Raw genomic sequence first — 24,982 nt, forward strand, 5'->3', positions numbered from 1 at the left:
GTTTATGACAGCGCGCTGGCCCGGTGGCGCCAGCCATCGGCCGCCGTGCTGGCGAGCTTGCCAAGACGATGTATGGAAGGAAATGACCGGCAACACGTGAATCCGCCGCGGTAAGCGGTCCAGCCACGCGATCGCCGCCGACCGCACACGACGCCGGATTTATTGCCACATCCCTCCGCGAATCGTCTAAAATATGCGCCCGATCTCGCCGGTGTTGGCACAAGCGCCTGTTTGAAAACTGACAGACTGTCCGCATCTAGCGCGGTGGTACGTGATGACCGTTCGCATTTGGGGAAAACTCAAAGTGAGAAACAATAATTAAGGGGGGAGCAAAGCAGGAGAGATAGCATGAGTCTTCGTCTGGAAGCAGCCGAACCCGCGCCGCAGGGCATCAGGCGCATCGTTTACGAGCAGATCGATGCCGGGATGCAGGAACTGGGCGACGGGCGGCGCAACCCCCACACAGCCATTCACTCCGCGCGCCAGCGCTGCAAGCGAATACGCGCCGTGTTGCGCCTGGTTCGCCGCGACCTGGGCGACCAGTACCGCCCCGAGAATGTGTGTTTCCGTGACATCGCCCGCGGGCTCTCGGACGTGCGCGACGCCGAGGCGGTTATCGAGGCGCTGGACAAGCTGCAACCGCACTGCATCGACAAGCGCGAGGCCGGCCTGGTGCGGGCCACGCGCAGGGGGTTGACAGCCCGACGCCGGCAGGACACCGATGGAGAGGAAGCGCTGAGGACCCACGCCGACGACGCGATTGGGGGATTTCGTGCCGCGCGGGAACGGGTAGCGGCCTGGCCATTGTCCACACAGGGCTTCGCGCTTGTCAGTCCCGGATTGCGGAGAACCTACGCCAGCGGCCGCGACGCGTTTACCGAGGCTTGCAGCGAGCCCTCGGACGTGCGGTTTCATGAGACGCGCAAGCGCGCCAAATATCTGTGGTATCAGATGCGGGTGCTGCACAACGTGTGGCCGGAAACCATGCGCGCGTGCCAGCGCTCGCTACATAAGCTGTCCAATCTGCTGGGCGACGACCACGATCTGCTCGTGGTGCGCGAGAGTCTGCGTGAACAGCCGGATATTCTGCGCGGCGCGCGCAATCTGGAATGTATGATAGGCCTCATCGATCGTCGGAAATGCCAACTCAAGGCGGAAGCTCGCTTACTGGGCATGCGGGTATTTGCCGAGCGGCCCGGAGAATTTCGTAAACGGCTGGAACGGTACTGGCAGACGTGGCAGGTAGCAACGGATGCCGCGGCTGCGCATCCGCAAGCCGCTCCGGCCAGTACGCGCGAGGTGGCATGAAGATTAAGGCGCCATTGCCGGGGCCGCCCGGTGCAAACTGTTCCCCATTTTGATTGAGACAGAGCTTACTTAATGGCGCCGCGCCGGAGATTCGCGTAATGCCCCCACGCCTGCAAGCGCGATGCTGACACCCATCGTGATGATGCCCATTGCGACGACGAATACCGCGAGTGGCGGCACACCGGGGGACTTAAGCAAAGTTAGTTCATAGGCGATCAGCACCAGGTACAGCAGCGCGATCCAGCGCAACAGCTGCTCGACGCGGAAACGCCGGAATACACGGAAACGGTGGTGGATCAGCAGAAACAGCAGGCCGGCGCCGGTAAGCGCCATCTTGAACGCGGCGAACAACTGCACGTCTGTTTCGATGAGCACCCGCATGATCGCATTCAGTTCGCTGGCGCCATGCTCAAGCAGGCGCAGTGTCATCATCGCGTCGGCGCAGCTTAGCAACAGCACGCTGACGGCGAGATAAAGCGTGTGGGGTGCGTACCAGTCGACGTAATAGCCGCTAACGTCGGATTCACGCCGTGCCTGCCGGCGGCGCGCTAGCCGGTGGCCGCGCAGCAGGGTTCCAATGCTGGGAGTACGCCGGTCGCCATCGCGCCGGTGTGGTTCGGTTGTGGATACAGCACGTTGGGATCGCGACGTCCTGGAGGGTTTCACTTCGTCTACTCCTGAAACATTATGGCCATGTCAAACAGTCTACATCGCTGTTTACGGCGCCAGCAGTCGAAAGCTCGGAAATGTGAAGTGCTCGCAACCGTCTTCATGACCGGCGCACGCGTGGATTAAAGCAAGGCGGGGCGATGTCAGTCGCGCGCCGGGTCCAGCGGGCCGCCTGGACACGTGTATCTACAATGTGGAGACGGCGCGCTGACAGCAGGCTCACGAGGCTCGTAATCGTAATTGTTGGGCACCCGGTCCGGGTACAGACGCTTGTAAAGCTGAGGGTTGTAGCGATGGTAGGAGTCGACGAGGCCGCCTTGATAGGGCGGTCTTTGGTAATAATCGTAGCCATCGTAATCGGCATTGGCTGCCGGCGCGGTGGGGAGGATGAGTACGAGTACCCATACGCTCGCCGCTATTATCCCGCCAGGCCGACGGGTCGGACACGCGGGCCGCGGATTCACTATCTTCATTGTCATCTCTCGGGGAAAAGGGCGCCCCATCGAAGCCAGAATCTTACCGAACGACCCGGCCCGCGGGTTTGGTGCGAGCATCTCTTCGGTGAAGGATAAGACCTTCAGGCATTTCGAAGAGTTCGGGTTCATCCAGTATCTTTGCACCCGTGACCTCAGAGACTAAAAGGTAACCGCCCGCCGTGAATTGGCAATTGGTCATCTTCGACTGCGACGGCGTGCTGGTCGACAGTGAGGCCATCCAGAACCGTGTGTTCGCGCGAATGCTGGGCGAGGCGGGGTTGCCGATCAGCTATGAAGCGGTAGTCAGGCAGTTCGTGTGGCTAAAGATGTCGCACTGTCTGGACATCGTCGAGCAACGGCTGGGCCATCCGTTGCCCCCGGGTTTCGAGGCGCGTTTGCAGGACCAGACATTCGCCGCGTTCGAGCGCGAGTTAAAGCCGGTGCGGGGCGTTGCCCAGGCGCTGGACCGCATCGACACGTCCGTGTGCGTCGCGTCGAACGGCAGCCTCGACAAAATGCGAAAGACCCTGGGAATGACGGGACTGCTGCCGCGCTTCCAGGGGCGCATGTTCAGCGCCGCGCAGGTGGCGCGGCCCAAGCCGCACCCTGATCTGTACCTGCACGCGGCGCGCGAAATGGCGGCTGATCCTGTGATATGCGCCGTGATCGAGGATTCGCGCGCCGGCGTGCGTGCCGCCGTCGCTGCGGGGATGACGGTATTCGGTTATGCGGCGGCCGGGCAGGGTGAGTCGCTTGCCGCGGCGGGCGCGCGAGTATTCAACGACATGTGTGAACTGCAAGGTTTGTTGCGGGCAGCTAGTACTCGCGATTCGCAAACCGGGGGCAGGCGCTTAACCGAAGTCGCCGGGCAATAACGGCTCAGCGACGCGCGAAAGTCTGGCTCGCGGACGGTATGGGTTCCATGCGCTCGGCAAGCCGCACCGGCGCGCGGCCCTGTTTCCATTCGTACACGGCCGTGTACGCCAGCACCGCCTGCACGTAGCCGCGCGTCTCGTAATACGGGATGGTCTCAACCCAGGCGTCGGCGGGCAGCGCGCGGTGTTCCGGCAGCCACTCCTGCACGCGATACGGGCCGGCGTTATAGGCCGCGCTGGCCAGCGCCATGTTGCCGCCGAAGTGGACGAACAGTTCGCGTAGATAGGCGCTGCCGAGCTCGATGTTGCGCTCAGGGTCAAACACCGCGCCGGCGGTGGGGACCGGTAGTCCGGCCTTCTGCGCGGTCAGGCTCGCGGTGGTCGGCATCAACTGCATCAGGCCCTGCGCCCCCGCGGATGAAATGGCGCGCGCGGCAAACGCACTCTCACGCCGGATTACGCCGTAGATCCAGGCGGGGTCCAACTCGCGTGCTTGCGCGAAATGCGCGACGTCATCGCCATACGGCATGGGGAAGCGCAGTTCCAGATCGTCGAACTCCTCGATCAGCGCGACCGTCCGGATCGCATCCGCGTGCCAGCCCCACTTGGAGGCCAGCACCGCGGCCTGCTTCATCTGTTCGACGTCGAAGCCCTTCAGCAGAAGATTCCACTCGCTGCGTGCCTCGGTTTCGGCATCCACGCGCAATAGCTCGTACGCCCGTCGTATACCCGGAATCTCCATCAAGGTACCGACGGCAGCTTTATTCGCAAGCAGTGGCTCGCTCTCGATCGTATATTCGACCTTGAGCCGATCCGCGGCCAGAAAGCCGTAATAATCGCGCTCTTTCGCGAGCCCTCGATACAGTTGCCGCGCTTTTGTGGGTTGGCCGGTGTGTTCCAGCGCTTTTGCGTGCCAGTACTGCCACATCAGCGGCTCGTCCGAGGGGTCCTGCATGGATTCGACCGCCGTTCTCAGGGCAGGCCAGTCACTGGCGCGCATCGCGGCGCGCGCCTGCGACGTGCGCACGTCGTCATTGACCGCCGAGGCCGGCAGCGCCGCCAGCCATGCGGGTGCGCGCGGGTCATGGCGATACGCGGACAGCAGGGCAATGTCGCGCGCCACGCGGTCCTGCTCGGCCGTATCGAACGCATAATCCGCGCGAAGGTTCTCCCAGACGGCCTTGCCACGTCCGACGTCCTGGTCGGCCAGCCGCAGCACGGCGTCTGCGACGATCTTGCGCGTGAAATCGCTGTCAATTCGCAGAGCGGGCTCGGCTAGCGCGCCGCGCGGGTCGCTATACGCGCGCTGCCATAGTGCGACCCAGGCCCGATCCGCGGCATCCAGCTTTTTGGCGAGATAGCCCGCAAGCGCGGGATTGCCGTATTGCATCGCCAGGTCGATGCGCGCCCAGATGATCTCGTCAGTAAACGCGTCCTGGGAGGCGAACCACTCGAACAGCCGATCGCAGGCGCTGACCTGCGAAAACCCGACCAGCCACAGTTGCTTCGTGGCTTCGATCACGCCCTCCAGGTGTCCGGCGCGTATTCGCGCGCGCTGGTCGTAGCACTGCAGGGTCGGATCGGCGCGTCCGTCGTAGGCATCGAGAAACGTTGTCCAGCGATCCTGATCAAAGAGTTCGTGTAACCACAGACCGCGCAACTGATAGGCGAGTGGCGTGTCGGCGTAGGTCTCGATGAAACGCTCGATCTCCGCGTCCGGCGCGCTGCCGAGTCTGCGTTTCAGGTCTTCGTAGACGAGATAGGGATACAGCGGATAATTCGTCAACTGCTCTTTGAGATCTTTAAAGACCTGCGTCTGCTCTGTTGTCAGCGCGATCCGGGCGAGCTTGTAGGATTGGCGCTGCTGCGTCAAAGCCGGCACGTCATCCTGCGACCATGCAGGCAGCGCAAACGCCAGCACATACAGGCAAACGCCGGACGATAAACAACAGACACCACGGCCCGTCAGCATTGAGTTGATGCGCGAAAGCATGGCTTACAGCGCGCCGTGGTCGTCCAGCAACCGGTAAACCGATTCCGCGAGCATGCGGTATCCCCTGATCGTTCGGGTGTATGGGGTCGGACTTGAGCTGTCGGTCCGAGAGTATCGCGGGCAGCGTGTCGGTGTCGATAGGCACCGAGAACTCGTCCGCCAGCGCCTGATACACATCGGCGCTGCGGAGCCAAAGGCCGCGGTCCGGAACCCCCATCATCACTATAGCCACGCCCCGCTCGCGCGCTGTCTCCAGCATTGCGGCCAGATTGGCGCGCAATTGTGCTGTGCCCGCCCCGCGCAGCAAGTCGTTGCCGCCATGAATCAGGACCAGGAGCCGCGGCGCATGTTCGACCAGTACCGCGGCCAGACGCTGGCTTCCCGCTTCGCGGAGCTCGCCCGGTACGCCCGCATTGACGACGGTGCGCTGCGTAAGTGTGGCGAGACCTGCCGGGTATGCGTGGCCGGGCGAAGCGCCGCTGCCGGAAGTGAGACTGTCCCCATAGGCCACAATAATCGCGTCGCTGGCGAGCGGCGGCAGGGATACCGGCGCCGAACACGACACGAGCACGATAAGGGCGATGCATAGACCCCGGGGTTTTAACAGACACCGGCGCTTCAGATAATTGACAAAGATGATGAGTTTCTCCGCTTGTGAAAGCGGATGTTACCCAAAAAGGGTCTGCACACATGCCGCCGCCGGTCGCCTCAAAAGACACCGTTTATCCGTCCGGTCGCGCAAACGGGTCAGTATTCAGCTCCCCCGATTCAGCCGCTCTGGGCAACACCTTTAAGCAACACGTAGATCGCGCCGGTGCCGCCGTCCACCGGCCGCGCCGAACAGAATGCCAGCACCTCCTCGCGGCGCCGCAGCCAGGCGCTCACTAGCGGCTTGATCACGGGTCCGCGGTTGCTGGAGCGGCGACCTTTTCCGTGTATGATCCGCACGCAGCGGATATTGGCGGCGCGGGCGTCGTGCACGAATTCGTACAACGCGGCTTGTGCGCGGTGCGCGCTCAAGCCGTGCAGGTCCAGCTCGGCGCCGATGCGGTACTGGCCCCGTTTCAGCTTGCGCATGACCAGTCTGCGCACGCCAGGCCGGCAGTGCTGAAGAGCGTCGCCGGGTTGCAGGTCGTAATCATCGATCCTGAGATCGAATATCTCTTCCATCACGCGCGCCTGATCTTGGCGGGTCTGCCATGCGATAGCGGCCGGGCGCGGTGGCTGCCGCAGAACCTTGTCCGTATGCAGGAGCTTCACCTCGCCTACCGAAGCCCGGAACATCGCGATCTCGTCGTCACCGAGCTTAGTTTTCGATTTCATAACGTCGTACCGGCAAATCATATTGGTGACGCGCCGTGCGCGGCGCGACATGTAACTGTACACGCGGGAATGTTCGATTTATTCGGGGTTTGCGCAATATATTGTCACTTTCTGCATTATAGTGGATAGAAAGCGAACCGAGTTGCGCCAGGGCTTTACATGCACTTTCTGATAAGTAATGACGACGGCTATCGCGCCAGGGGTCTGGCCTGCCTGGCGCAGGCGCTGGCTGCCAATGCAAAAGTGTCGGTGGTGGCGCCAGATCGTGACCGCAGCGGCGCCAGCAACTCGCTTACTCTGGAGCGGCCGCTGCGCGTGACCGTCGGCGACAACGGCTTTATCAGCGTGGACGGCACGCCCACCGACTGTGTGCATCTCGCCATCACCGGTCTGCTGGACATCGAACCCGACATGGTGGTGTCCGGCATTAACGAGGGCGCCAATCTGGGCGACGACGTGTTGTATTCTGGCACGGTCGCGGCCGCCATGGAGGGGCGTTTCCTGGGCTATCCGGCGATGGCGGTGTCGCTAGCGGGGACTGAGCCTAAGCATTTCGACACGGCCTCGCGCGTGGTGACGACCCTGGTAAAGCGTCTGGAAACGGAGCGTCTGGCGCCCGACATCATTCTGAATGTCAACGTGCCCGACATTCCCTTCGACGAGATTGCCGGTTTTCAGACCACGCGCCTGGGTCATCGCCACAAGGCCGAGCCGGTGGTGCGCATGGCCGACCCGCGCGGACGCACGATTTACTGGGTGGGTCCGGCGGGCGCGGAGCAGGACGCCGGGCCCGGTACGGATTTTCACGCCGTAAACCAGGGTTTCGTGTCCGTCACCCCCATACAGATTGATCTGACCCGCTATGACGCTATGGAAATGATCGCGCAGTGGCTGCAAGGTTGCGAAGCATGAGCGACCGTGACATCAGCGGCATTGGCATGACTTCGCAGCGCACTCGCGACCGGCTGGCGGACCGGCTGGCGGCCAAGGGCATCGGGGACCCGCGGGTGCTGGATGCGATTCGGCGTATACCGCGGCATCTGTTCGTGGAAGAAGCGCTAAGCAGCCGCGCGTATGAGGACAATGCGCTGCCCATCGGTCATCGTCAGACGATCTCGCAGCCCTATATCGTGGCGCGCATGACCGAGATCGTGCTGGGGGGTGGTGAGGTCAAAAAAGTGCTGGACATCGGCACCGGCTCCGGCTATCAGGCCGCGCTGCTGGCCGACCTGGTCGAGCAGGTTTACACCGTCGAGCGCATCCGCGAGTTGTCCATGCAGGCGCGTCGGGTGATGCGCAGGCTCAAGCTCAATAATGTTCACTTCAAGCTGTCAGACGGGTTTGGCGGCTGGCCGGAGCACGCGCCCTTCGACGCCATCATCGTCACCGCCGCGCCGGAGCAGGTGCCCGACGCGCTGCTGGCGCAACTGGCGGTGGGCGGCCGCATGGTGATTCCGGTTGGGCGAGAAAGTGGCGCGCAACAGTTGCTACTGATTACCCGCCTGACCGATCGTTACCATCAGGACGTGCTGGAGTCGGTCAGCTTCGTGCCGCTGGTTAAGGGTCCAAAACATTATTGACCCGGATTTATGGTCGCGCGTGTCATCCTGATCGTCCGCGAAACTGCCGGCGCGTGCAATTCGGGGTACACGGGTGGCGGATAAGCGCGACGCCCGTCGGCCGAGGCTGTCGCGGCTCTTCGCAACCTCACTGGCCTTGTTGCTGACGGCCTGCGTGAATACCGCGGGATATCAGGGAGCAGGCGGCGATTCGCCCGCCAACGTTTACACCATACGCGAGGGTGAAAGCCTGTACGCCATCGCGTGGCGCTACGGTCTGGATTACAAGGAAGTCGCGAGCTGGAACGATATCGGGCCGCCGTACACGATCTACCCCGGGCAGCGCATCCGGCTGAATCCGTCCACGAGCATCGCCCGCGCCGAGAGCGCGCCGGAGTCGACGTCCCGTTCTTCGCCGGCTCTGTTTCCGTCGCCGACCGCGCCGCCACCATCAGTGGCGCGGACTTTTCCCGCGCCGCCTGAGCCTGCCGTGCGAACGGTGCCCTTGCCGCCTCCGGTCACCACACCATCGACACAGGCACTAACGGCGCCGGATGGTTGGCGGTGGCCCGTGCAGGGCGAGTTGATCGCCCGCTTTATGCCGAACGGTAACGGCAGCAAAGGCATCGATATCGCGGGTCAGGCAGGACAGCCCGTGCAGGCCGCGTCCGGCGGCGAAGTCGTCTATAGCGGCGGTGGACTTGTCGGTTACGGTCAGCTTATCATCATCAAGCACGACCAGAACATTCTGAGCGCGTACGCACATAACCAGGCGTTGCTGGTTAAAGAGGGTGAGCAGGTCGCCGCGGGACAGACCATCGCGGAACTGGGCAGTACTGGATCAATGCGCCCCATGCTGCATTTCGAGATTCGTCAGGACGGACAGCCCGTCGATCCGCTCCGGTATCTGCCGTCACTGTAAGTCCGCCGTTCCAGCATCGCCACATCACGCAGCGGCGGCGGATGCTCGTTTAGCGGCGCAGGTGCCAGCAAATACGGCCGTGATCAGTTCGTGACTAGCCCAAAACCTGGAGGCTCAATGCGCGACCCGCGGGACAAGGGTGTGCCAGAAGACGATGACGCCGCCGATGCGGATACGCTGATAGAAGTCCTCATGGCCGATGACGTGAGCGAAGAGGTGCTGGCCGTCGTGCTGGAAGAAGCCATCGAGGAAATCGAGGAGGGTATAGAGGCGGAGTCGGCGGCTGAGCCGAAGGCGCGCATCCGCGGTCATCCGCGTCAGGGCGAGCTCGATCCAACCCGGTTGTATTTGAGCGAAATCGAATTTTCTCCGCTGCTGACGCCTGCGCAGGAGATTCATTACGCGCGGCTGGCCCAGCGGGGCGTGGAAAGCGGCCGGCGCAAGATGATCGAAAGCAATCTGCGCCTGGTGGTCAAAATCGCGCGCCGTTATCTTAATCGCGGGCTGGCGCTGCTGGATCTCATCGAGGAGGGTAATCTGGGCCTGATCCGGGCGGTGGAGAAATTCGATCCCGAAAGGGGCTTTCGCTTTTCCACGTACGCGACGTGGTGGATTCGCCAGACCATCGAGCGCGCGATCATGAACCAGACCCGCACGATCCGGCTACCCATCCACGTAATCAAGGAATTGAATCTTTACTTACGCGCTTCCCGCAAACTCGCCCGCGAACTTGAGCACGAGCCGACCGCCGAGGAAGTCGCGCGGTTGCTCGACAAGCCGGTCGATGATGTCAAGAAACTGCTCAGTCTCAGCGATTGCGTGACGTCGGTGGATCTGCCGGTCGGCCGCGACGGCGACCGGCCATTGCTGGATATTATTCCGGATGAATCCAGCCCCGAGCCGGCCAGCAAGTTGCAAACCGAGGGCGTGCACGCGCATATAGCGGCCTGGCTGGACGAACTGGACAGCAAACAGCGCGCGGTGGTCATACGGCGCTTCGGACTGTACGGGCACGATCGCGCCACCCTGGAAAAGGTGGGCGCCGAACTGGGCGTCACCCGCGAACGCGTGCGTCAGATACAGATGGACGCACTGCGCCGCCTGCGCAATATTCTTGAAAGCCGCGGCTTTTCCGAAGACAGCCTGCTGAAGGAGTGAGCAAAGGAATCGTAGGGTTAAGCCATCAACAGCGCCGCCGCGACGGCGCGACCTTCGGCCATCAACACGTTGAATGTGCGGCAGGCGGCCGCTGTGTCCATTGTTTCGAAACCGATCCGCTTGCGGCGAAAAAAATCCATAACTTCAGGCGCCGGAAACCGCAGCCGCGGTCCCGTTCCCAGCAGCACCACTTCCGGTTGCAGCGCCATGATCAATTCCAGATTCGTGGGTTCCAGAGCGGCCAGCGTGCGAGGCGGCCAATGCGGCTCCAGGCGATCCGGCGTGACGATCAGGCTGTCCGTAAACGCGCGCTCGTTGATGACCACGCGGCCGGCTTCGTAGGCGCGGATGCGATAATTGCCGGGTCCGAACTCCTGCGTGATGTCCATGTTTATGCCGCTTCCGTTGCTAAGGCGGCGGTATCGGTGTGCGGCTAAGCGCGCGCGCCACCGCCGCCAGATTGCCGGCGGCCATGCGCGCGGTGCGGTGCGACCATGCGTGGCCGTGGTCGGTGTCGAGATAATTAGGGCCTGGCCCCGGACCCATGTTCCAGTAAGCCCAGGCCTGTCCTGGCATCGTGAAGCCGATATCGCCCAGCGCACCGGAGATTTCACCGATCACGTGGTGCGCACCGTCTTCGTTGCCGGTGACCACCACGCCGGCGACGTGGTTGTAGGCGACGGGGCGACCGTCCTCGGCAGTCTCTGACAGCATCGCGTCCATGCGTTCGAGCACCCGCTGGGCAATGCTGCAGGGACGGCCCAGCCATGTCGGCGTGGCGATGATCAGAATCTCTGCGGCCAGAATCTGCTCGCGGATCCGCGGCCACTGATCGCCGTCGCCCTCATCGGAACTGACGCCGGGTTTAATGTTGAAATCCACCATGCGTACGATATCCGTCGTCACTTTCTGCGTTTCCAGCGCGGCCATCAGTACTCTGGCGAGCGCCTCGGTGTTGGATGTCTGAGGTGAGGATTTCAGCGTGCAGTTCAATACCAGCGCGTGCATGATCAGGAGCTCCATAGATCCATTCTTGCCCTGGAGAGAGGCAAATTCCATACCTGTTGCGATTACGATGCGGGTTACCGACCTGACCTGCCGAGCCCGGCCGGGTACCTCCGCGGTTGGGCAGCTGAGCCTGCTTCGCGTATCATATTTTGTTACCCACGCAGGATACGCTTAGACCTTGATCGAGGAATTTCCGCGCATTACCCGGCTGCCGCCCTATGTCTTCAACATCGTCAATGAGTTGAAGGCGAAAGCGCGCGCGCGTGGCGAGGACATCATCAATTTCGGCATGGGCAATCCAGATGGACCCACCCCTGAGCATATCGTGCGGAAACTCGTGGAGACCGTGCGACGCGGCGATACGCACCGCTATTCGCTGTCGCGGGGTATACCGCGGCTGCGGCGCGCGATCACGCACTGGTATCGGGCGAAGTATGGCGTGCGACTCGATCCCGACAGCGAGGCGATAGTTACCATCGGCTCCAAGGAGGGGCTGGCGCACCTGGCGCTGGCCGTGCTGGGGCCCGGTGATGCGGTGCTGGTGCCGAGTCCGGCATATCCAGTACATCCATATGGTTGCGTGATAGCTGGCGCGGATATCCGCCACGTGCCGTTGACGCCGGGGGTTGATTTTTTCGCGGAGCTGCAGCGCGCGATCGCCGATTCCTGGCCGCGGCCCAAGATGCTGATCCTGAATTTTCCCGCCAATCCCACCACGCAGTGCGTGCAACTCGATTTTTTCGAGAAAGTGGTCGCGGTCGCGCGCGAGCACGGCATCTGGGTGGTGCATGATATCGCTTACGCCGAGATCGTGTTCGATGGCTACACAGCGCCCTCCATACTGCAGGTGTCCGACGCCAAACAGGTGGCGGTGGAATTTTATTCGCTGTCCAAAACCTACAACATGCCGGGCTGGCGGGTGGGTTTCATGTGCGGCAACCCGACGTTGGTGGCGGCGCTCTCGCGCATCAAGTCCTATCTGGATTACGGCATGTTCACGCCCATCCAAGTGGCCGCCATATGTGCGCTGGAGGGGCCACAGGACTGCGTGGCACAGATTCGCGCGACGTATTCCCAGCGCCGTGACGTGCTGTGCGATGGGCTGGATGCGCTGGGCTGGCCGGTGGAAAAGCCGCGGGCGACGATGTTCGTGTGGGCGCCGATCCCGGAAGTTTATCGCGCGCAGGGATCGCTGGAATTCTCCAAAAAGTTGCTCAATGAAGCCAAGGTGGCGGTCTCCCCGGGTATCGCCTTCGGTCAGTATGGCGACGGCTTTGTCCGCTTCAGTTTAATCGAAAATGAACATCGCACGCGGCAGGCGTTGCGCGGTATTCGACGGATGTTTCGCGATGCGCCGTAGCATTCCCGTCGCGCGCGCCATGTGCGACGGGCCGCCACTGGAGAGCGGGTTTGGAGCCGGTTAAGATCGGTATCATCGGGCTGGGCACCGTCGGCTGCGGCACGGTGGCGGTGCTGGCGCGCAACGCGCACGAGATCACCCGGCGCGCGGGCCGCGAGATCCAAATTGTCCGCGCTGCGGCGCGGCGGAGAGAGCGTCCCCGCGATTGCGACATCCGCGGCATTCCGCTGACCACCGACCCGTTCGAGATCGTCGACGACCCGTGTGTGGAAATCGTGGTGGAACTGATCGGCGGCATCAAGCCCGCTCGCGAGCTGGTGCTGCGCGCGATCGCCAATGGTCGTCACGTGGTCACGGCCAACAAGGCACTGATCGCCTTGCACGGCAATGAGATCTTCGCGCGCGCGCACGAACGCGGCGTGGTGGTGGCGTTCGAGGCCGCGGTGGCGGGCGGTATCCCGATTATCAAGGCGATCCGCGAGGGGCTGGCGGGCAACACCATTGAGTGGCTGGCGGGCATCATCAACGGCACCGGCAATTTCATTCTCTCGGAGATGCGCGAGCGGGAACGGGATTTCGATGAAGTGCTGGCCGAAGCGCAGGCGCTGGGCTATGCGGAAGCCGACCACCGCTTCGACGTCGAGGGCATCGACTCTGCCCACAAGCTGACCATCATGGCGTCTATCGCCTTCGGCATTCCCTTACAGTTCGAGCGCGTTTACACCGAGGGCATTACGCGCATTACACCGGAGGACGTGACCTACGCCGCGGATCTGGGCTATCGAATCAAGCATTTAGGCATAGCGCGGCGTGCGGCGCAAGGCATCGAGCTGCGCGTGCATCCCACCCTAATCCCGCACCGGCGCCTGATCGCCAACGTGGACGGCGTCATGAATGCCGTGCTGGTGCGCGGGGACGCCGTCGGCCCGACCCTGTATTACGGGCGGGGCGCGGGCGCCGAACCGACCGCGTCGGCGGTCGTGGCCGATCTCGTTGACGTGGTGCGCGCGCTCACCGCCGACCCCGAGAATCGCGTGCCGCATCTGGCGTTCCAGCCGGACGCCCTGTCGGATACGCCGGTGCTGCCCATCGAGGCGGTGGAGACCGCGTTTTATCTGCGTCTGCGCGCTGAAGATCGGCCCGGCGTGCTGGCCGACGTGACGCGTATCCTGGGCGACCTCAACATCAGTATCGAGGCGATCCTGCAAAAAGAGCGGGCGGAAGGCGAGACCGACGTGCCGATCATCATGATCACGTACAAGGTGCTTGAACAGAACATGAACCAGGCGATCGCGCGAATTGAGCGACTGTCGGCGGTGACGCAGGATGTGATCCGCATTCGCCTGGAGTCACTGAAATAAGCGCGGCGATCGAATTGCATCGTTGTGTGGGCACCGCTCCTACAACTTCATTCAGGTACAAACATGCCCTTCAGAACCCGTTATACCGGACTCATCAATAAATACCGCAACCGCCTGCCGGTGCGCGACGATACGCGCATCATCAGCCTGGGCGAGGGCAACACGCCGCTGATCCGGCTGAGCCACGTCGCGGGCGAGCTTTGTGTGGATGTCGATGTCTACGTGAAATTCGAGGGCCTGAACCCCACCGGCTCGTTCAAGGATCGCGGCATGACCCTGGCCGTTACCAAGGCGGTGGAAGAGGGCAGCCGCGCGATCATCTGCGCCTCTACCGGCAACACGTCGGCTTCGGCCGCGGCTTACGCGGCGCGCGCGGGAATCACGGCTTTCGTGCTGATCCCGGAGGGCAAGATCGCGCTAGGCAAGCTGGCGCAGGCCATGATGCACGGCGCGCGCATCGTCACGATCAAGGGCAATTTCGACGACGGCATGCGGCTGGTGCGCCAGTCGGCGGAGCAACTGCCCTTGACCATCGTCAATTCCATCAATCCGTACCGGCTGCAAGGCCAGAAGACGGCGGCGTTCGAGATCGTGGAGGAACTGGGCCGCGCGCCCGATTATCACTGCATACCCGTGGGCAACGCCGGCAACATCAGCGCGCACTGGATGGGCTACAGCGAGTATCAACAGGTGGGTGTGGTCGCCACCCGGCCGGTGATGGTGGGTTATCAGGCGGCGGGCGCCAATCCGTTCATGCGCGGCGAGATGGTGGACAAGCCGGAAACCGTGGCAAGTGCTATACGCATCGGGCATCCACAAAGCTGGGAACTGGCATGGCGGGTGCAGGAGGAATCACACGGCTGGTTCGATCAGTGCGAGGATCACGAGATTCTCGCCGCGCAGAAATGGCTTGCGGAGCGCGAGGGTGTGTTCTGTGAACCGGCCTCGGCGGCTTCGCTGGCTGGCGCCATGCGCGACATCCGGGCTAAGAAAATTCCGGCGGGCGCGAAAGTAGTTTGTACTCTCACCGGAATGGGCCTTAAGGACCCGGACATCGCGATTTCCCAGAGTCAGCAACCGATGACTGCCGTCGAGCCGACCCTGGACGCGATCAGGTCGGTCATCACGGCGCGGATCGAGTGAATGCTCGCCAGGTTCGCCTGCGTTCGTAGGCTGAGCACATTACCCGACCAACGACCACAGCCGCTGGCCCGGAGATGCCGTGTTTAGCTCGATTTTGTCCGCATGCCGCGTGCAATACTCTGACCGTCAAATCTAGGGTACAACAACCACGTCACCGGTTCGCAGGACGATATTCTGCTGAGCGTTATCGCCAGACTGCACCTCGCCGTAATCGAACGGAAAGACGATTTCCCGACCACCTTCGCGACGCCGAACACTGATGTTGTCCGAGTTGGCGAACGGCGTGAGTCCGCCCGCCAGGGTGAGCGCCTGCATGACGTCCACGTAGCGGCCGAGGACGAATTGTCCTGGCGCGTTGACCTGCCCGATCACGAACACGTTATAACCGGCGACCTCCACGACGGACACGGTAACGACTGCCGCGGGTATGTACTTTTGCACCCGCTCGGTGATAATTCCGGTGACTTCCACGGGTGTCTTGCCGGCCACATTGACATCGCCCGCGAGCGGAAACGATATGCCGCCGTCGGGTCTGACTCTCACTTCTCGCTGTAGATCCGGTTCTTTCCAGACCGAAATGTTCAATAGGTCCTGCGGGCCGATGCGATAGCCCACTGTGGGTTCGGTGGTCGCTCCGCCAGTGTCCGCCCCTTCGACGCCGCTGGTAGATACGCTGGGATCGTAGGTTCCCCCCGGCGGTACTACGCAGGCGCTTAAGGCCGCCACGGTCGCGACGATGAACGCCATCATGATCGCGCCGCGCGTCAATCGCGTGTGGATCGGTATGATCGCTGTCATCGACTGGGATCGGGGCTTTGTATTCTATTCATAAAGTCTTCCTCTGTACGTCTATGTCTGTATGTTGAAGTTGCTTTTGGTTGTCGCCGCGAGCGCAGAGTTCCGTCGTTTGGGGCGCCGGGTGCTCGCTAGGCGCGCCGGCGCCAACGATGTTGCTATCGATATCGCTCGGCCGCCATGACGACACGTCCAGATTTGAATTTACCACCCATGGTGCGGGATTGCCTCGCATAGAACAATAGCGCGCCAGATTTGTCGAGAATTCGGCGCGCGGAATCAATTCGGCGCCCAGGCGGCCAACGTGCGGCGATGGCAACTGGCAGTCGATCAGCGCATAGCCCCAGAATTGCAGATGCCGCGCCAGATAAGCCATGCCGACCTTGGAGGCATCGGTCGCCCAGCTGAACATGGACTCGCCAAAAAAAACGCCGCCGATCGCCACACCGTACAGACCACCGACTAGGGCTTCGATGCGCGCCTCCCCCTGAGTCTCCCAGATTTCCACGGAGTGCGCGAAGCCTTGCGCGTGCAGTTGACAGTAAGCCGACAGCATTGCGTCCGTAATCCAGGTGTCGGCGCCCTGCCGTCGCGGCGCGGCGCAGCCGGCCACCACTTCACCGAACGCGCGATCGAAGGTGACAGTGTACGCCTTGTTACGTATCGATTTTCGCAGGCTGCGCGTCAGCCTGAATCGATGCGGAAACAACACCGCGCGCGGGTTCGGCGCCCACCACAATATCGGCTGACCCTGTTCGTACCACGGGAAAATGCCCTTGGTGTAAGCGCGCAACAATCGCGCGGAATGCAAATCGCCGCCCGCCGCCAGCAGACCCTCCGGCTCGATGCACGCCGTTTCCACCGGCGGAAACGGATACTCCGGGTCCATAGGGTCCAGCCATTCGATGCTCATGATTGGCGGCTCATTATTCAAGTTCTGTGTCTACGGTTCGGGAGTGTGCCTGCTGGAGGAAGCGCGTGTGGCCCCACTGCGTCCTCTTCGTAATGTTCCAGAGACACGTATTCAGGTTAATAAATTCTGCGGACGTATCGATTGTTCCTATGCAGAAGGCGAGCATTGCCGCGCGGCGAGACCGCGCGCTTCGCCATACTACGCTTGCCCTTGTCTCCTTGCGCGGCCACCCGCGACCGCGCTCGTGAAACCGGGCACCGCGTGTGTTATGTTGAATTGCGGTCCAAAACCGCGCCGGTCACGCACCTGACGGATGCGGCGTGGCTTGGCTTCTGCGACGATTCTGATTTTACCCCAAAACCTTAAGCCTTGAGGATGACCCTATGAGCACCCGACGAAGACGTGCGACCACGCGTGCCACCGCGGCACCGTTCTTGGACCTTATGATCAAGAGCGGCGAGATCGCGACGGCTTCGGCGATGACGATTTTTCATCGCACGTTGATGATGTCCGGCGCCGATACCTCCGCTCTCACCGCGGCAGAGCGTCGCGAGTTCGCCCGCATGTATACGGAAAAGATGCAGGCGGCCATGGAATCGGGCCAGATTATCGCGGCCGAGATGCTGAGGCTCAATCAGCAGTTGATGACTCTGGCGTGGTCTCAGTCCGTGAGCAACGCCATGGCGCTGACCTCGATGCTGAGCGGGCACAACCCCGGTTCGGCGTTCGCGGCGCAAACCCAGTTCATGAATACTGCCGCGCGCCAGGTGGCCGAATCCGGTCAAAAGATCGTTGCGGCCACGACTCGCGCCGCCACCAGGGGCCTGACTCCTATCCATACCGCGGCATCGGCGAATGCCCGCCGGCTCGGACGGCCCAAACGATAACCCTCTGACTGTTAACGAATTGATGAGTGGACAAGGGTCGATTTTATGCGGGTGCAAGGCCATCTGAATGACTGACATCGAATAGTTTTTCAGGCCACATGGGTTGCCTTACTGTTGCGTCTGGCGTATGTTGCATCGCAACAGGGAGGACGTGACATGTGGTTAAAAAGTCGCAAAGTTGTAAATCTGGCACTACAAGGCGGGGGTGCTCACGGTGCATTTACCTGGGGCGTGCTGGATCGATTTCTGGAAGACGAACGCCTGGAAATCGAGGGTATCAGCGGCACCAGCAGCGGGGCGATGAACGCCGTCGCCCTGGCTTACGGCATGACAGTCGATGGCCGCGAAGGTGCGCGGCATTCGCTGGCCAGCCTGTGGAACCGGGTGGGCATCAGCATTCCCGGATACTCGCCGAGCGCTGGCGTAATGGGCGTGGAACGCTCGTTCGCGCTGGAAGGCGCGCTGGCGATGAGCCGTATTTTTTCGCCTTACCAGCTCAACCCCATGAATCTCAACCCGCTGCGGGAAATTGTCACCAGCGTGTTCGATTTCGAGCAACTGCGCGAGCAGAGCAAACTCAAGCTCTTTATCGCAGCCACGCAGGTGAGCACCGGCAAACTGCGGCTTTTCGAAACCCACGAAATGACCGCCGATGCGCTGCTCGCTTCAGCATGTCTGCCGACCCTGCACCACGCGGTCATGATCGACGGCGAAGCGTACTGGGACGGGGGTTATGCGGGCAATCCGGTGCTGTTTCCGCTTTTCTACGAATGCGGCGCTCCGGACATCGCCGTTATCCTGCTGCACCCGCTCGATCGGCCGCAGTTGCCCACATCGGTGTCGAGCATTCAGCAGCGTACGGCGGAACTGAGTTTTGGGACCACGTTTCTGCGCGAAATGCGCTCCATTGTGCAGGCCAAGCAGCAGGTCAGCGGTAATTTCTTGTCCTTGGGCAAATTCGAGCGCCGTCTGCGCCGTCTGAACCTGCATCTGATCGAACCGGACCAGGCGCTGACCAAACTCGACGGCGCCAGCAAGCTCGACAACGACAGCGCTTTCCTGCTCTGGCTTAAGGAGCACGGGCGGGCGGCGGCAGAGATCTGGTTAGAACAAAATTTCGATAGGCTAGGCCGAAGCTCGTCAATCGATCTGGAGGCGATGTTCGGCTGAGCGCTTCGTTCCCCGCATCGTCAGCCTGAGGGTGGAGCATGCGTGGGCGGCACCGCTTCGGGACGAAAGGGCGACAAGCCCCAGAGCGCCTCGTATTCCTGTTCCATCGCAAGTTGTTCGCGCCGGCAGAAATCGGCCAACGCGGCGTGGAACTGCGGTTGGGCAATCCAGTGCGCCGACCAGATGCGGGTCGGCAGGAAACCGCGCCATATCTTGTGTTCGCCCTGCGCGCCGGGTTCGAAGCGTTGCAGGCCGTGGCGGATGCAATAGTCGATGCCCTGGTAGTAGCAGGCTTCAAAATGCAGGCTGTGAAATGCCTGATCGCATCCCCAGAAGCGGCCGTAAAGGGCGTTGTCGCTGCGAAAATTAATCGCGCAGGCGACCGGGTGCGAATCCAGCTCGGCCATTACCAGCACCACACGCGATCCCATCGTGCGCCCGATCTCCTTGAAAAAGCCCAAGTTCAGGGTGGGAGTACCCCATTTGCGATCGAAGGTGTCAGTGTAAAAGCGATGCACCGTTTCCCACAGGCGAGGATCGGCCTGGCCGCCGAGGATGATTTTCAAAGCGATATTCTGCTCGGCCATGCGCGCGCGCTCACGCTTGATCTTCTTGCGTTTGCGGGACTGTAAGCCGTCGAGGAAATGATCGAAATCGTGATAGCCGTGGTTGTGCCAGTGGTATTGCACCCCCAGTCGCAGCATCAGCTCATGCGCCCGCAGCCGCTCGGTATCGGCAGGGTCCGTGAACAGCCAGTGGGCGCCGGTGAAGCCGTGCTCCTTGGCGAGCGCGATCGCGCGCTCGATCAGTCGGTCCTTGACGAACCCGGCATCTGTATCGGCGCGCACCAGCAGGCGCGGGCCGGTGATGGGCGTATAGGGAATCGCCGTGACCAGCTTCGGGTAATATTCCAGCCCGTGACGCTCGTACGCCGACGCCCATGACCAGTCGAACACGAACTCGCCGTAGGAGTTGGTCTTGATATACTAAGGCATCGCGCCGGTCAGCGCGCCCCCGCGGTCGCGCGCCAGCAAATGGGTCGGGCGCCAGCCGAACGCCTTGCCCACGCATCCGTGACGCTCCAGAGCGACAAGAAATTCGTGGCTTAGAAAGGGCTCGTCGCGGCCGGCGAGGGCGTTCCATGCGTCGGCCCCGACTGCCTCAAGCGACTCGCAGACCTGCACGTCCAATTGGTGATGACACTGGTCTGGTTGCACGTGGCAATCGTCTGGCGAAGTAGATGAGCGATCGCGTTGCTGGCGACAGGCTGTTAGCGACCGACCGGATGGCGGGTTACTTGCCTAGCAGTTGATCCAGATATTTCTCCGCGTCCAGCGCCGCCATGCAGCCCGTGCCCGCGGAGGTGATTGCCTGCCGATAAACATGATCCATCACATCGCCCGCGGCAAATACGCCGGGCATGGTGGTCGCGGTCGCGTCGCCTTCGAGTCCGCTTTTGACCACGATGTAGCCGCCCCGCATCTCCAGTTGCCCTGCGAAAATTTCCGTGTTCGGCCGATGACCGATAGCGATGAACACACCTTTCAGGTCCAGATCCTCCGGCACGCCGGTATCCACCCGCTTGATGCGCAGACCGGTAACGCCCGACTCGTCGCCCAACACCTCGTCGACCACGTGATGCCAGGCGATGCGCATCTTGCCGTTGCTGGTTTTCTCCAGTAATTGATCCTGCAGAATTTTGTCCGCGCGCAGCCGGTCACGACGATGCACCAGGGTGACTTCCGAAGCGATATTCGACAGATAGAGCGCTTCCTCGACCGCGGTGTTGCCGCCGCCGACCACGGCCACTTTCTCGTCGCGATAGAAAAATCCGTCACAGGTCGCGCACGCCGACACGCCCCTGCCCCTGAATTTTTCTTCCGACGGCAGACCCAGATACATGGCGGTGGCGCCGGTGGCGATGATCAGCGCATCGCAGGTGTACGCGCCGGCGTCGCCCACGAGGGTAAAGGGGCGTTCGGTCAAATGCGCGGTGTGAATCTGATCCAGGATGATGTCGGTGTCGTAGCGCTGCGCGTGTTTGAGCATGCGCTCCATCAGCGCCGGTCCTTGCAGACCCTCGACGTCGCCGGGCCAGTTGTCGACATCCGTGGTGGTCATCAACTGGCCGCCCTGCTCGATGCCGGTTATCATCACCGGCTTCAAATTGGCGCGCGCGGCATAGACCGCCGCGCTATACCCCGCGGGGCCGGAACCCAGAATGAGGAGACGACTGTGTTTAGGCTTTGTCATGATTATTTTTCCGTTACTTTGGGGCGCCGGCGTCGTGGGGTCGCAATATCGTTCGTACGCGCGAATGTCGGGATATGACACTTCCACGCTGCGCGGGTTCGGGCTGCCGGGTTGAAGTCAAGGCAAGACCGGGTATGGTACGAGTCGGCCCGTTGTTGGTAAAGGCAGCATGACAAAGGCAGAGTCTTATGCGTATCGGCATCCCCACAGAAGTCAAACCGCACGAAGGCCGCGTTGCGCTTATACCCGCGGCGTGCAAGGAGTTGTCGCGGGCAGGTAATGAAGTCTACGTGGAGCGCGGTGCCGGTCTGGAAAGCGGCTTCGGCGACTACGACTACCTCGCGGTCGGGGCGCGGATTTGCGCCGATGCCGGCGAGCTTTATGCGCGCGCCGAACTGGTGGTCAAGGTCAAGGAACCCGTTGACGCGGACCTCGCGCATCTGCGCCGCGAACACCTGCTGTTCTGCTTTTTACACCTGGCGGCGAACCGCGAACTTGCCGCGCGTCTGCGCGACATCGGTCTCACCGCAATCGCATTCGAGACGGTGGAACATAACGGCGCGCTGCCGCTGCTCGCGCCCATGAGCGAGATCGCCGGACGTTTGTCGGTGCAGGTCGCCACGCACCTGCTGCATCAGCCGCAGGGCGGATCGGGCATCATGCTGGGCGGCTTGGCGGCCGCCGAACGTGGCAACGTGGTGGTGCTGGGCGCCGGTGTGGCCGGCGGTGCGGCCGCGGCGGTGGCGGCGGCACTGGGCGCGAATGTCACGGTGTTCGATCTCGATCGTGAGCGACTGTCGCGCATGCGGAACCTGAGCCCAAATGTCACCGCGCTATATTCGTTCCGTCACGATATCGAGACGGCGTTGCCAGCGGCCGATCTGCTGGTGGGGGCGGTGTTGTTGCCGGGCAAGCGTTCGCCGCAGCTGGTGACGCGCGAGATGATCAAATGCATGCGCCCCGGCAGCGTGATCACCGATATTTCGGTCGATCAGGGCGGTTGCGTGGAGACCAGCCGGCCGACCAGCTACGCGGACCCCGTTTATATCGAGGAGGGCGTGCAGCATTTCACCGTCACCAACATGCCGGGCGCGGTGCCGCGCACGTCCTCCAAGGCGCTATCCGCGAGTCTTATGAGTTTCGTGGCCAGGCTCACCAGGCCCGACTGGGACACGCACGCGGCACTGCGCGCCGGCATCAACGTGCGCGCCGGCCAGTTCGAGAATCCGATTATACGTGCCGAGCTACATGACTTATAATAAATATATGCTTCAACAAATTATCAGAGCAACGTAAGGGAGATTGTTGAATTTGGCCCAGGCAACGCAGAAGAAAGTCGCTGGCCGGACGTTGAGCGGACACGTGATTCGCGGCACGCGCGAAGGCGCCTTGTTCGTGCTCGTGGCGATTGGGCTGTACCTGCTCATGGCGCTGCTGACTTATAACCCGAGCGACCCGGGCTGGTCGTATACCGGCGGCGGTGCTGCCGCCACCAACCTGGGCGGCGTGGCGGGCGCCTGGTTTGCCGACGCGTTCCTGTACATATTTGGCTATTTCGCCTTTCTCGCGCCCGTCATGGTGATCCATAGCGGCTGGCTGATATTCCGTGGCGCCGGCACGCCGGAGCAGCCGGTGTACGGCGACTTGAGCATTCGCTGGGCGGGCTTCGCGGTGACCCTCGCGGCCGGCTGTGGGCTGGCGACCTTGCACATCGGCGCGGATGCGCTGCCGCTCAACGCTGGCGGCATTCTGGGAGATCTGGTCGGGCACGGACTCGAAGGCGTATTCAATTTTGTCGGCGCCAGCCTGCTGCTGATCGCTTCCCTGCTGGCCGGTATCACGCTGTTCACCGGCCTGTCCTGGCTGGGGTTAATGGATACGATCGGCCGCGGCGGCATGAGTTTATACAACCAGACCGTAGGCCGCGCGCAATCGCTGTGGCAGGCTTACCGCGCGCGCCGCGACACAAGGCGGCTGACCGCCAACGATGAACGTGCCGCGCCAAAGCGACGCAAGGCGCCGCGTATCGAACCCGTGCTGGGCGATACGATACCGGTTATAAAACCGGCGCGAGGCGAACCAACAGTGGTCGCGCGGGAAAGGTCAGGGCTGGAGCGACAGTTTCCGCTGTTTGTGGGCAGCCCCGGCAGCCCCGAACTGCCGCCGCTGTCACTGCTCGATCCGCCCCTGCCGCACCAGGGCGGCTATTCGCAAGCCAAGTTGCAGGATCTCTCGCGGCTGGTCGAGTCCAAACTGGCCGATTTCGGTATCGAAGCCCAGGTCACGGCCGTGCAGCCGGGACCGGTGATCACGCGCTTCGAGCTGCATCCAGCGCCGGGTGTGAAGGTCAGCCGCATCAGCAGTCTAGCGAAGGATCTCGCGCGCGCGCTGTCCGTCATCAGCGTGCGCATCGTCGAAGTAATTCCGGGCAAGCCGGTGGTCGGTCTGGAGATTCCCAACGAGCAGCGTGAAATTGTTTCATTAAGCGAGATCGTGCAGTCGCCGGTTTACGAGAAAACGAGTTCGCCGCTGACCCTGGCATTGGGCCGCGACATCGGCGGCCGGCCGGTGGTGGTCGATCTGGCGCGCATGCCGCATCTGCTGGTGGCGGGCACCACCGGCGCGGGCAAGTCGGTGGCCATCAACGCCATGTTGCTGAGCCTGATTTACAAGGCGATACCGGCCGACGTGCGGCTGATCCTCATCGATCCCAAGATGCTGGAGCTGTCGGTGTACGACGGCATACCGCACCTGCTGGCGCCGGTGGTCACGGATATGAAGGAGGCGGCGAACGCGCTGCGCTGGAGCGTGGCCGAGATGGAGCGGCGCTACAAGCTGATGTCAACTTTAGGCGTGCGCAACATCGCGGGTTTCAACAAGAAGATCAGGGATGCGTGCGCGGCAGGCAGTCCGATCACCGATCCGATGTTCGACCGTAGTGCACAACTGGACCCGGAGGCGCGGGCGCCGGAGCTGGAAACCCTGCCGCTGATCGTGATCGTCATCGACGAATTCGCCGACATGATGATCATGGTCGGCAAGAAGGTCGAGGAGCTGATCGCGCGGCTGGCGCAGAAGGCGCGCGCCGCGGGTATTCATCTGGTGCTCGCCACACAGCGGCCGTCGGTGGACGTCATCACCGGCCTCATCAAGGCAAATATTCCGGTACGGATCGCATTCCAGGTGTCGAGCAAAATCGATTCGCGCACCATCCTCGATCAGATGGGCGCCGAACAGCTACTGGGCAACGGCGACATGCTCTATCTACCGCCGGGGCAGGCCGTGCCGGAGCGGGTGCACGGCGCTTTCGTGCGCGATCACGAAGTGCACAAGGTGGTCGATTTCCTTAAACGCAAAGGCAAACCGGATTACGTCGAGGCGGTCCTGCAGGAGCCGGAAACCGGGCAGGACGGGGTGCCGGGTCTGGAGTCGCTGGCAGGCAATGGCGGCGGCGAAGGTGACGCGCTTTACGACGAAGCGGTGGCGGTGGTCACCGAATCGCGCAAGGCGTCGATCTCTTACGTACAGCGGCGGCTCAAGATCGGCTACAACCGCGCGGCGCGCATGATCGAGGAAATGGAGCTGGCCGGCGTGGTGAGTCCCGTGCAGGCAAGCGGTGGTCGCGAGGTGCTGGCGCCACCGCCACCGAGTAATTGATTCGTCTACAAGTGTTTTCGCATGAAATACAATGATTAATTGCCTCCTAGCGGGCGCAGGTCGCGCTTTGGCCTGGTACGCACGCCTGCCCTGTACCTCGGTACGGAAACGCATCTTACCTCTGGGGATTTTGCTGGCTCTAGTGGCGTTGC

General features: G+C 62.3%; 23 protein-coding genes and 1 pseudogene. 13 read left to right on the forward strand and 11 right to left on the reverse strand.

Going from position 1 to position 24,982, the window contains the following annotated elements:
• Positions 1-348: 348 nt before the first annotated feature.
• Entirely contained in the window at positions 349-1,308 is a 960-nt protein-coding gene (locus tag H0V34_11800) for a CHAD domain-containing protein (protein MBA2492343.1), read from the forward strand.
• A gap of 69 nt (positions 1,309-1,377) precedes the next feature.
• Here H0V34_11800 and H0V34_11805 read toward each other — a convergent pair whose 3' ends face one another.
• Positions 1,378-1,974: a hypothetical protein gene (locus H0V34_11805; GenBank protein MBA2492344.1), complete on the reverse strand. Its 597-nt coding sequence runs from the start codon at positions 1,972-1,974 to the stop codon at positions 1,378-1,380.
• 146 nt (positions 1,975-2,120) lie between these two features.
• A complete protein-coding gene (locus tag H0V34_11810) occupies positions 2,121-2,450 on the reverse strand; it encodes a hypothetical protein (protein ID MBA2492345.1) in 330 nt (109 codons plus the stop codon).
• 182 nt (positions 2,451-2,632) lie between these two features.
• Here H0V34_11810 and H0V34_11815 point away from each other — a divergent pair, with 182 nt between their 5' ends.
• Complete coding sequence (locus tag H0V34_11815) at positions 2,633-3,328, forward strand: HAD family hydrolase (GenBank protein ID MBA2492346.1); 696 nt, start codon at positions 2,633-2,635, stop codon at positions 3,326-3,328.
• A 4-nt stretch (positions 3,329-3,332) separates the two neighbouring features.
• Here the strand turns inward: H0V34_11815 and H0V34_11820 are convergent, their stop codons facing one another.
• The 3 genes from H0V34_11820 to H0V34_11830 form a co-directional block, all read right to left on the reverse strand.
• Complete coding sequence (locus H0V34_11820; GenBank protein MBA2492347.1) at positions 3,333-5,321, reverse strand: transglycosylase SLT domain-containing protein; 1,989 nt, start codon at positions 5,319-5,321, stop codon at positions 3,333-3,335.
• Positions 5,212-5,892 (reverse strand): arylesterase, encoded by a 681-nt coding sequence (locus tag H0V34_11825; GenBank protein ID MBA2492348.1) that lies wholly within the window; start codon positions 5,890-5,892, stop codon positions 5,212-5,214. The genes H0V34_11820 and H0V34_11825 overlap by 110 nt, the downstream gene beginning before the upstream one ends.
• A 197-nt stretch (positions 5,893-6,089) precedes the next feature.
• The gene (locus H0V34_11830) at positions 6,090-6,605 is read right to left on the reverse strand and encodes a Smr/MutS family protein (GenBank protein ID MBA2492349.1); all 516 of its coding nucleotides are present in this window, start codon (positions 6,603-6,605) and stop codon (positions 6,090-6,092) included.
• 198 nt (positions 6,606-6,803) lie between these two features.
• Here H0V34_11830 and surE point away from each other — a divergent pair, with 198 nt between their 5' ends.
• The 4 genes from surE (at position 6,804) to rpoS (ending at position 10,283) form a co-directional block, all read left to right on the forward strand.
• Complete coding sequence (surE, locus tag H0V34_11835; GenBank protein MBA2492350.1) at positions 6,804-7,556, forward strand: 5'/3'-nucleotidase SurE; 753 nt, start codon at positions 6,804-6,806, stop codon at positions 7,554-7,556.
• The gene (locus H0V34_11840; protein ID MBA2492351.1) at positions 7,553-8,224 is read left to right on the forward strand and encodes a protein-L-isoaspartate(D-aspartate) O-methyltransferase; all 672 of its coding nucleotides are present in this window, start codon (positions 7,553-7,555) and stop codon (positions 8,222-8,224) included. Before surE ends, H0V34_11840 begins: the two co-directional genes overlap by 4 nt.
• Positions 8,225-8,330: 106 nt before the next feature.
• Positions 8,331-9,125, forward strand: coding sequence for a peptidoglycan DD-metalloendopeptidase family protein (locus H0V34_11845; protein ID MBA2492352.1), 795 nt, complete (start codon positions 8,331-8,333; stop codon positions 9,123-9,125).
• Between the two features lie 117 nt (positions 9,126-9,242).
• Positions 9,243-10,283 carry an RNA polymerase sigma factor RpoS gene (gene rpoS / locus H0V34_11850; GenBank protein MBA2492353.1) on the forward strand — a complete coding sequence of 347 codons (1,041 nt, stop codon included), beginning with the start codon at positions 9,243-9,245 and terminating at the stop codon, positions 10,281-10,283.
• 17 nt (positions 10,284-10,300) lie between these two features.
• Here the strand turns inward: rpoS and H0V34_11855 are convergent, their stop codons facing one another.
• Both H0V34_11855 and H0V34_11860 read right to left on the reverse strand, forming a co-directional pair.
• A complete protein-coding gene (locus H0V34_11855) occupies positions 10,301-10,672 on the reverse strand; it encodes an Mth938-like domain-containing protein (protein MBA2492354.1) in 372 nt (123 codons plus the stop codon).
• A 19-nt stretch (positions 10,673-10,691) separates the two neighbouring features.
• On the reverse strand, positions 10,692-11,291 hold the full coding sequence (locus H0V34_11860; protein ID MBA2492355.1) for a flavodoxin family protein: 600 nt from the start codon (positions 11,289-11,291) through the stop codon (positions 10,692-10,694).
• Positions 11,292-11,469: 178 nt separating this feature from the next.
• On the opposite strand from H0V34_11860, the gene alaC reads away from it, so the two are divergent.
• From alaC to H0V34_11875, 3 genes are all read left to right on the forward strand, one after another.
• On the forward strand, positions 11,470-12,651 hold the full coding sequence (alaC, locus tag H0V34_11865) for an alanine transaminase (GenBank protein ID MBA2492356.1): 1,182 nt from the start codon (positions 11,470-11,472) through the stop codon (positions 12,649-12,651).
• Positions 12,652-12,701: 50 nt separating this feature from the next.
• The gene (locus tag H0V34_11870; GenBank protein MBA2492357.1) at positions 12,702-14,012 is read left to right on the forward strand and encodes a homoserine dehydrogenase; all 1,311 of its coding nucleotides are present in this window, start codon (positions 12,702-12,704) and stop codon (positions 14,010-14,012) included.
• A 63-nt stretch (positions 14,013-14,075) separates the two neighbouring features.
• The gene (locus tag H0V34_11875) at positions 14,076-15,155 is read left to right on the forward strand and encodes a threonine synthase (GenBank protein MBA2492358.1); all 1,080 of its coding nucleotides are present in this window, start codon (positions 14,076-14,078) and stop codon (positions 15,153-15,155) included.
• A gap of 132 nt (positions 15,156-15,287) precedes the next feature.
• Here H0V34_11875 and H0V34_11880 read toward each other — a convergent pair whose 3' ends face one another.
• Together H0V34_11880 and H0V34_11885 are read right to left on the reverse strand one after the other, a co-directional pair.
• Entirely contained in the window at positions 15,288-15,905 is a 618-nt protein-coding gene (locus tag H0V34_11880) for a polysaccharide biosynthesis/export family protein (GenBank protein MBA2492359.1), read from the reverse strand.
• A 76-nt stretch (positions 15,906-15,981) separates the two neighbouring features.
• Positions 15,982-16,863, reverse strand: coding sequence for a leucyl/phenylalanyl-tRNA--protein transferase (locus tag H0V34_11885; GenBank protein ID MBA2492360.1), 882 nt, complete (start codon positions 16,861-16,863; stop codon positions 15,982-15,984).
• Positions 16,864-17,246: 383 nt separating this feature from the next.
• Here H0V34_11885 and H0V34_11890 point away from each other — a divergent pair, with 383 nt between their 5' ends.
• Entirely contained in the window at positions 17,247-17,750 is a 504-nt protein-coding gene (locus H0V34_11890) for a phasin family protein (protein MBA2492361.1), read from the forward strand.
• 156 nt (positions 17,751-17,906) lie between these two features.
• A complete protein-coding gene (locus H0V34_11895; protein MBA2492362.1) occupies positions 17,907-18,920 on the forward strand; it encodes a patatin-like phospholipase family protein in 1,014 nt (337 codons plus the stop codon).
• A gap of 20 nt (positions 18,921-18,940) precedes the next feature.
• Here the strand turns inward: H0V34_11895 and H0V34_11900 are convergent.
• Together H0V34_11900 and trxB are read right to left on the reverse strand one after the other, a co-directional pair.
• Positions 18,941-20,110 (reverse strand): annotated as a pseudogene (locus H0V34_11900) (N-acetyltransferase).
• Between the two features lie 103 nt (positions 20,111-20,213).
• Positions 20,214-21,173 (reverse strand): thioredoxin-disulfide reductase, encoded by a 960-nt coding sequence (trxB, locus tag H0V34_11905; protein MBA2492363.1) that lies wholly within the window; start codon positions 21,171-21,173, stop codon positions 20,214-20,216.
• 188 nt (positions 21,174-21,361) lie between these two features.
• On the opposite strand from trxB, the gene ald reads away from it, so the two are divergent.
• Together ald and H0V34_11915 are read left to right on the forward strand one after the other, a co-directional pair.
• Positions 21,362-22,432 carry an alanine dehydrogenase gene (gene ald / locus H0V34_11910; protein MBA2492364.1) on the forward strand — a complete coding sequence of 357 codons (1,071 nt, stop codon included), beginning with the start codon at positions 21,362-21,364 and terminating at the stop codon, positions 22,430-22,432.
• A gap of 52 nt (positions 22,433-22,484) precedes the next feature.
• The gene (locus tag H0V34_11915; protein MBA2492365.1) at positions 22,485-24,830 is read left to right on the forward strand and encodes a DNA translocase FtsK 4TM domain-containing protein; all 2,346 of its coding nucleotides are present in this window, start codon (positions 22,485-22,487) and stop codon (positions 24,828-24,830) included.
• Positions 24,831-24,982: the final 152 nt, after the last annotated feature.

Source organism: Gammaproteobacteria bacterium (assembly GCA_013696315.1).
GTDB lineage: Bacteria > Pseudomonadota > Gammaproteobacteria > JACCYU01 > JACCYU01 > JACCYU01.

Excerpts from the sequence above, each read along its gene's own strand:
- H0V34_11800 (MBA2492343.1), top strand. The coding sequence starts at position 349 with ATGAGTCTTCGTCTGGAAGCAGCCGAACCCGCGCCGCAGGGCATCAGG.
- H0V34_11810 (MBA2492345.1), bottom strand. The coding sequence starts at position 2,450 with ATGAAGATAGTGAATCCGCGGCCCGCGTGTCCGACCCGTCGGCCTGGC.
- H0V34_11820 (MBA2492347.1), bottom strand. The coding sequence starts at position 5,321 with ATGCTTTCGCGCATCAACTCAATGCTGACGGGCCGTGGTGTCTGTTGT.
- H0V34_11830 (MBA2492349.1), bottom strand. The coding sequence starts at position 6,605 with ATGTTCCGGGCTTCGGTAGGCGAGGTGAAGCTCCTGCATACGGACAAG.
- surE (MBA2492350.1), top strand. The coding sequence starts at position 6,804 with ATGCACTTTCTGATAAGTAATGACGACGGCTATCGCGCCAGGGGTCTG.
- H0V34_11840 (MBA2492351.1), top strand. The coding sequence starts at position 7,553 with ATGAGCGACCGTGACATCAGCGGCATTGGCATGACTTCGCAGCGCACT.
- rpoS (MBA2492353.1), top strand. The coding sequence starts at position 9,243 with ATGCGCGACCCGCGGGACAAGGGTGTGCCAGAAGACGATGACGCCGCC.
- H0V34_11855 (MBA2492354.1), bottom strand. The coding sequence starts at position 10,672 with ATGGACATCACGCAGGAGTTCGGACCCGGCAATTATCGCATCCGCGCC.
- H0V34_11860 (MBA2492355.1), bottom strand. The coding sequence starts at position 11,291 with ATGCACGCGCTGGTATTGAACTGCACGCTGAAATCCTCACCTCAGACA.
- H0V34_11875 (MBA2492358.1), top strand. The coding sequence starts at position 14,076 with ATGCCCTTCAGAACCCGTTATACCGGACTCATCAATAAATACCGCAAC.
- H0V34_11880 (MBA2492359.1), bottom strand. The coding sequence starts at position 15,905 with ATGATGGCGTTCATCGTCGCGACCGTGGCGGCCTTAAGCGCCTGCGTA.
- H0V34_11885 (MBA2492360.1), bottom strand. The coding sequence starts at position 16,863 with ATGAGCATCGAATGGCTGGACCCTATGGACCCGGAGTATCCGTTTCCG.
- H0V34_11890 (MBA2492361.1), top strand. The coding sequence starts at position 17,247 with ATGAGCACCCGACGAAGACGTGCGACCACGCGTGCCACCGCGGCACCG.
- H0V34_11895 (MBA2492362.1), top strand. The coding sequence starts at position 17,907 with ATGTGGTTAAAAAGTCGCAAAGTTGTAAATCTGGCACTACAAGGCGGG.
- trxB (MBA2492363.1), bottom strand. The coding sequence starts at position 21,173 with ATGACAAAGCCTAAACACAGTCGTCTCCTCATTCTGGGTTCCGGCCCC.
- ald (MBA2492364.1), top strand. The coding sequence starts at position 21,362 with ATGCGTATCGGCATCCCCACAGAAGTCAAACCGCACGAAGGCCGCGTT.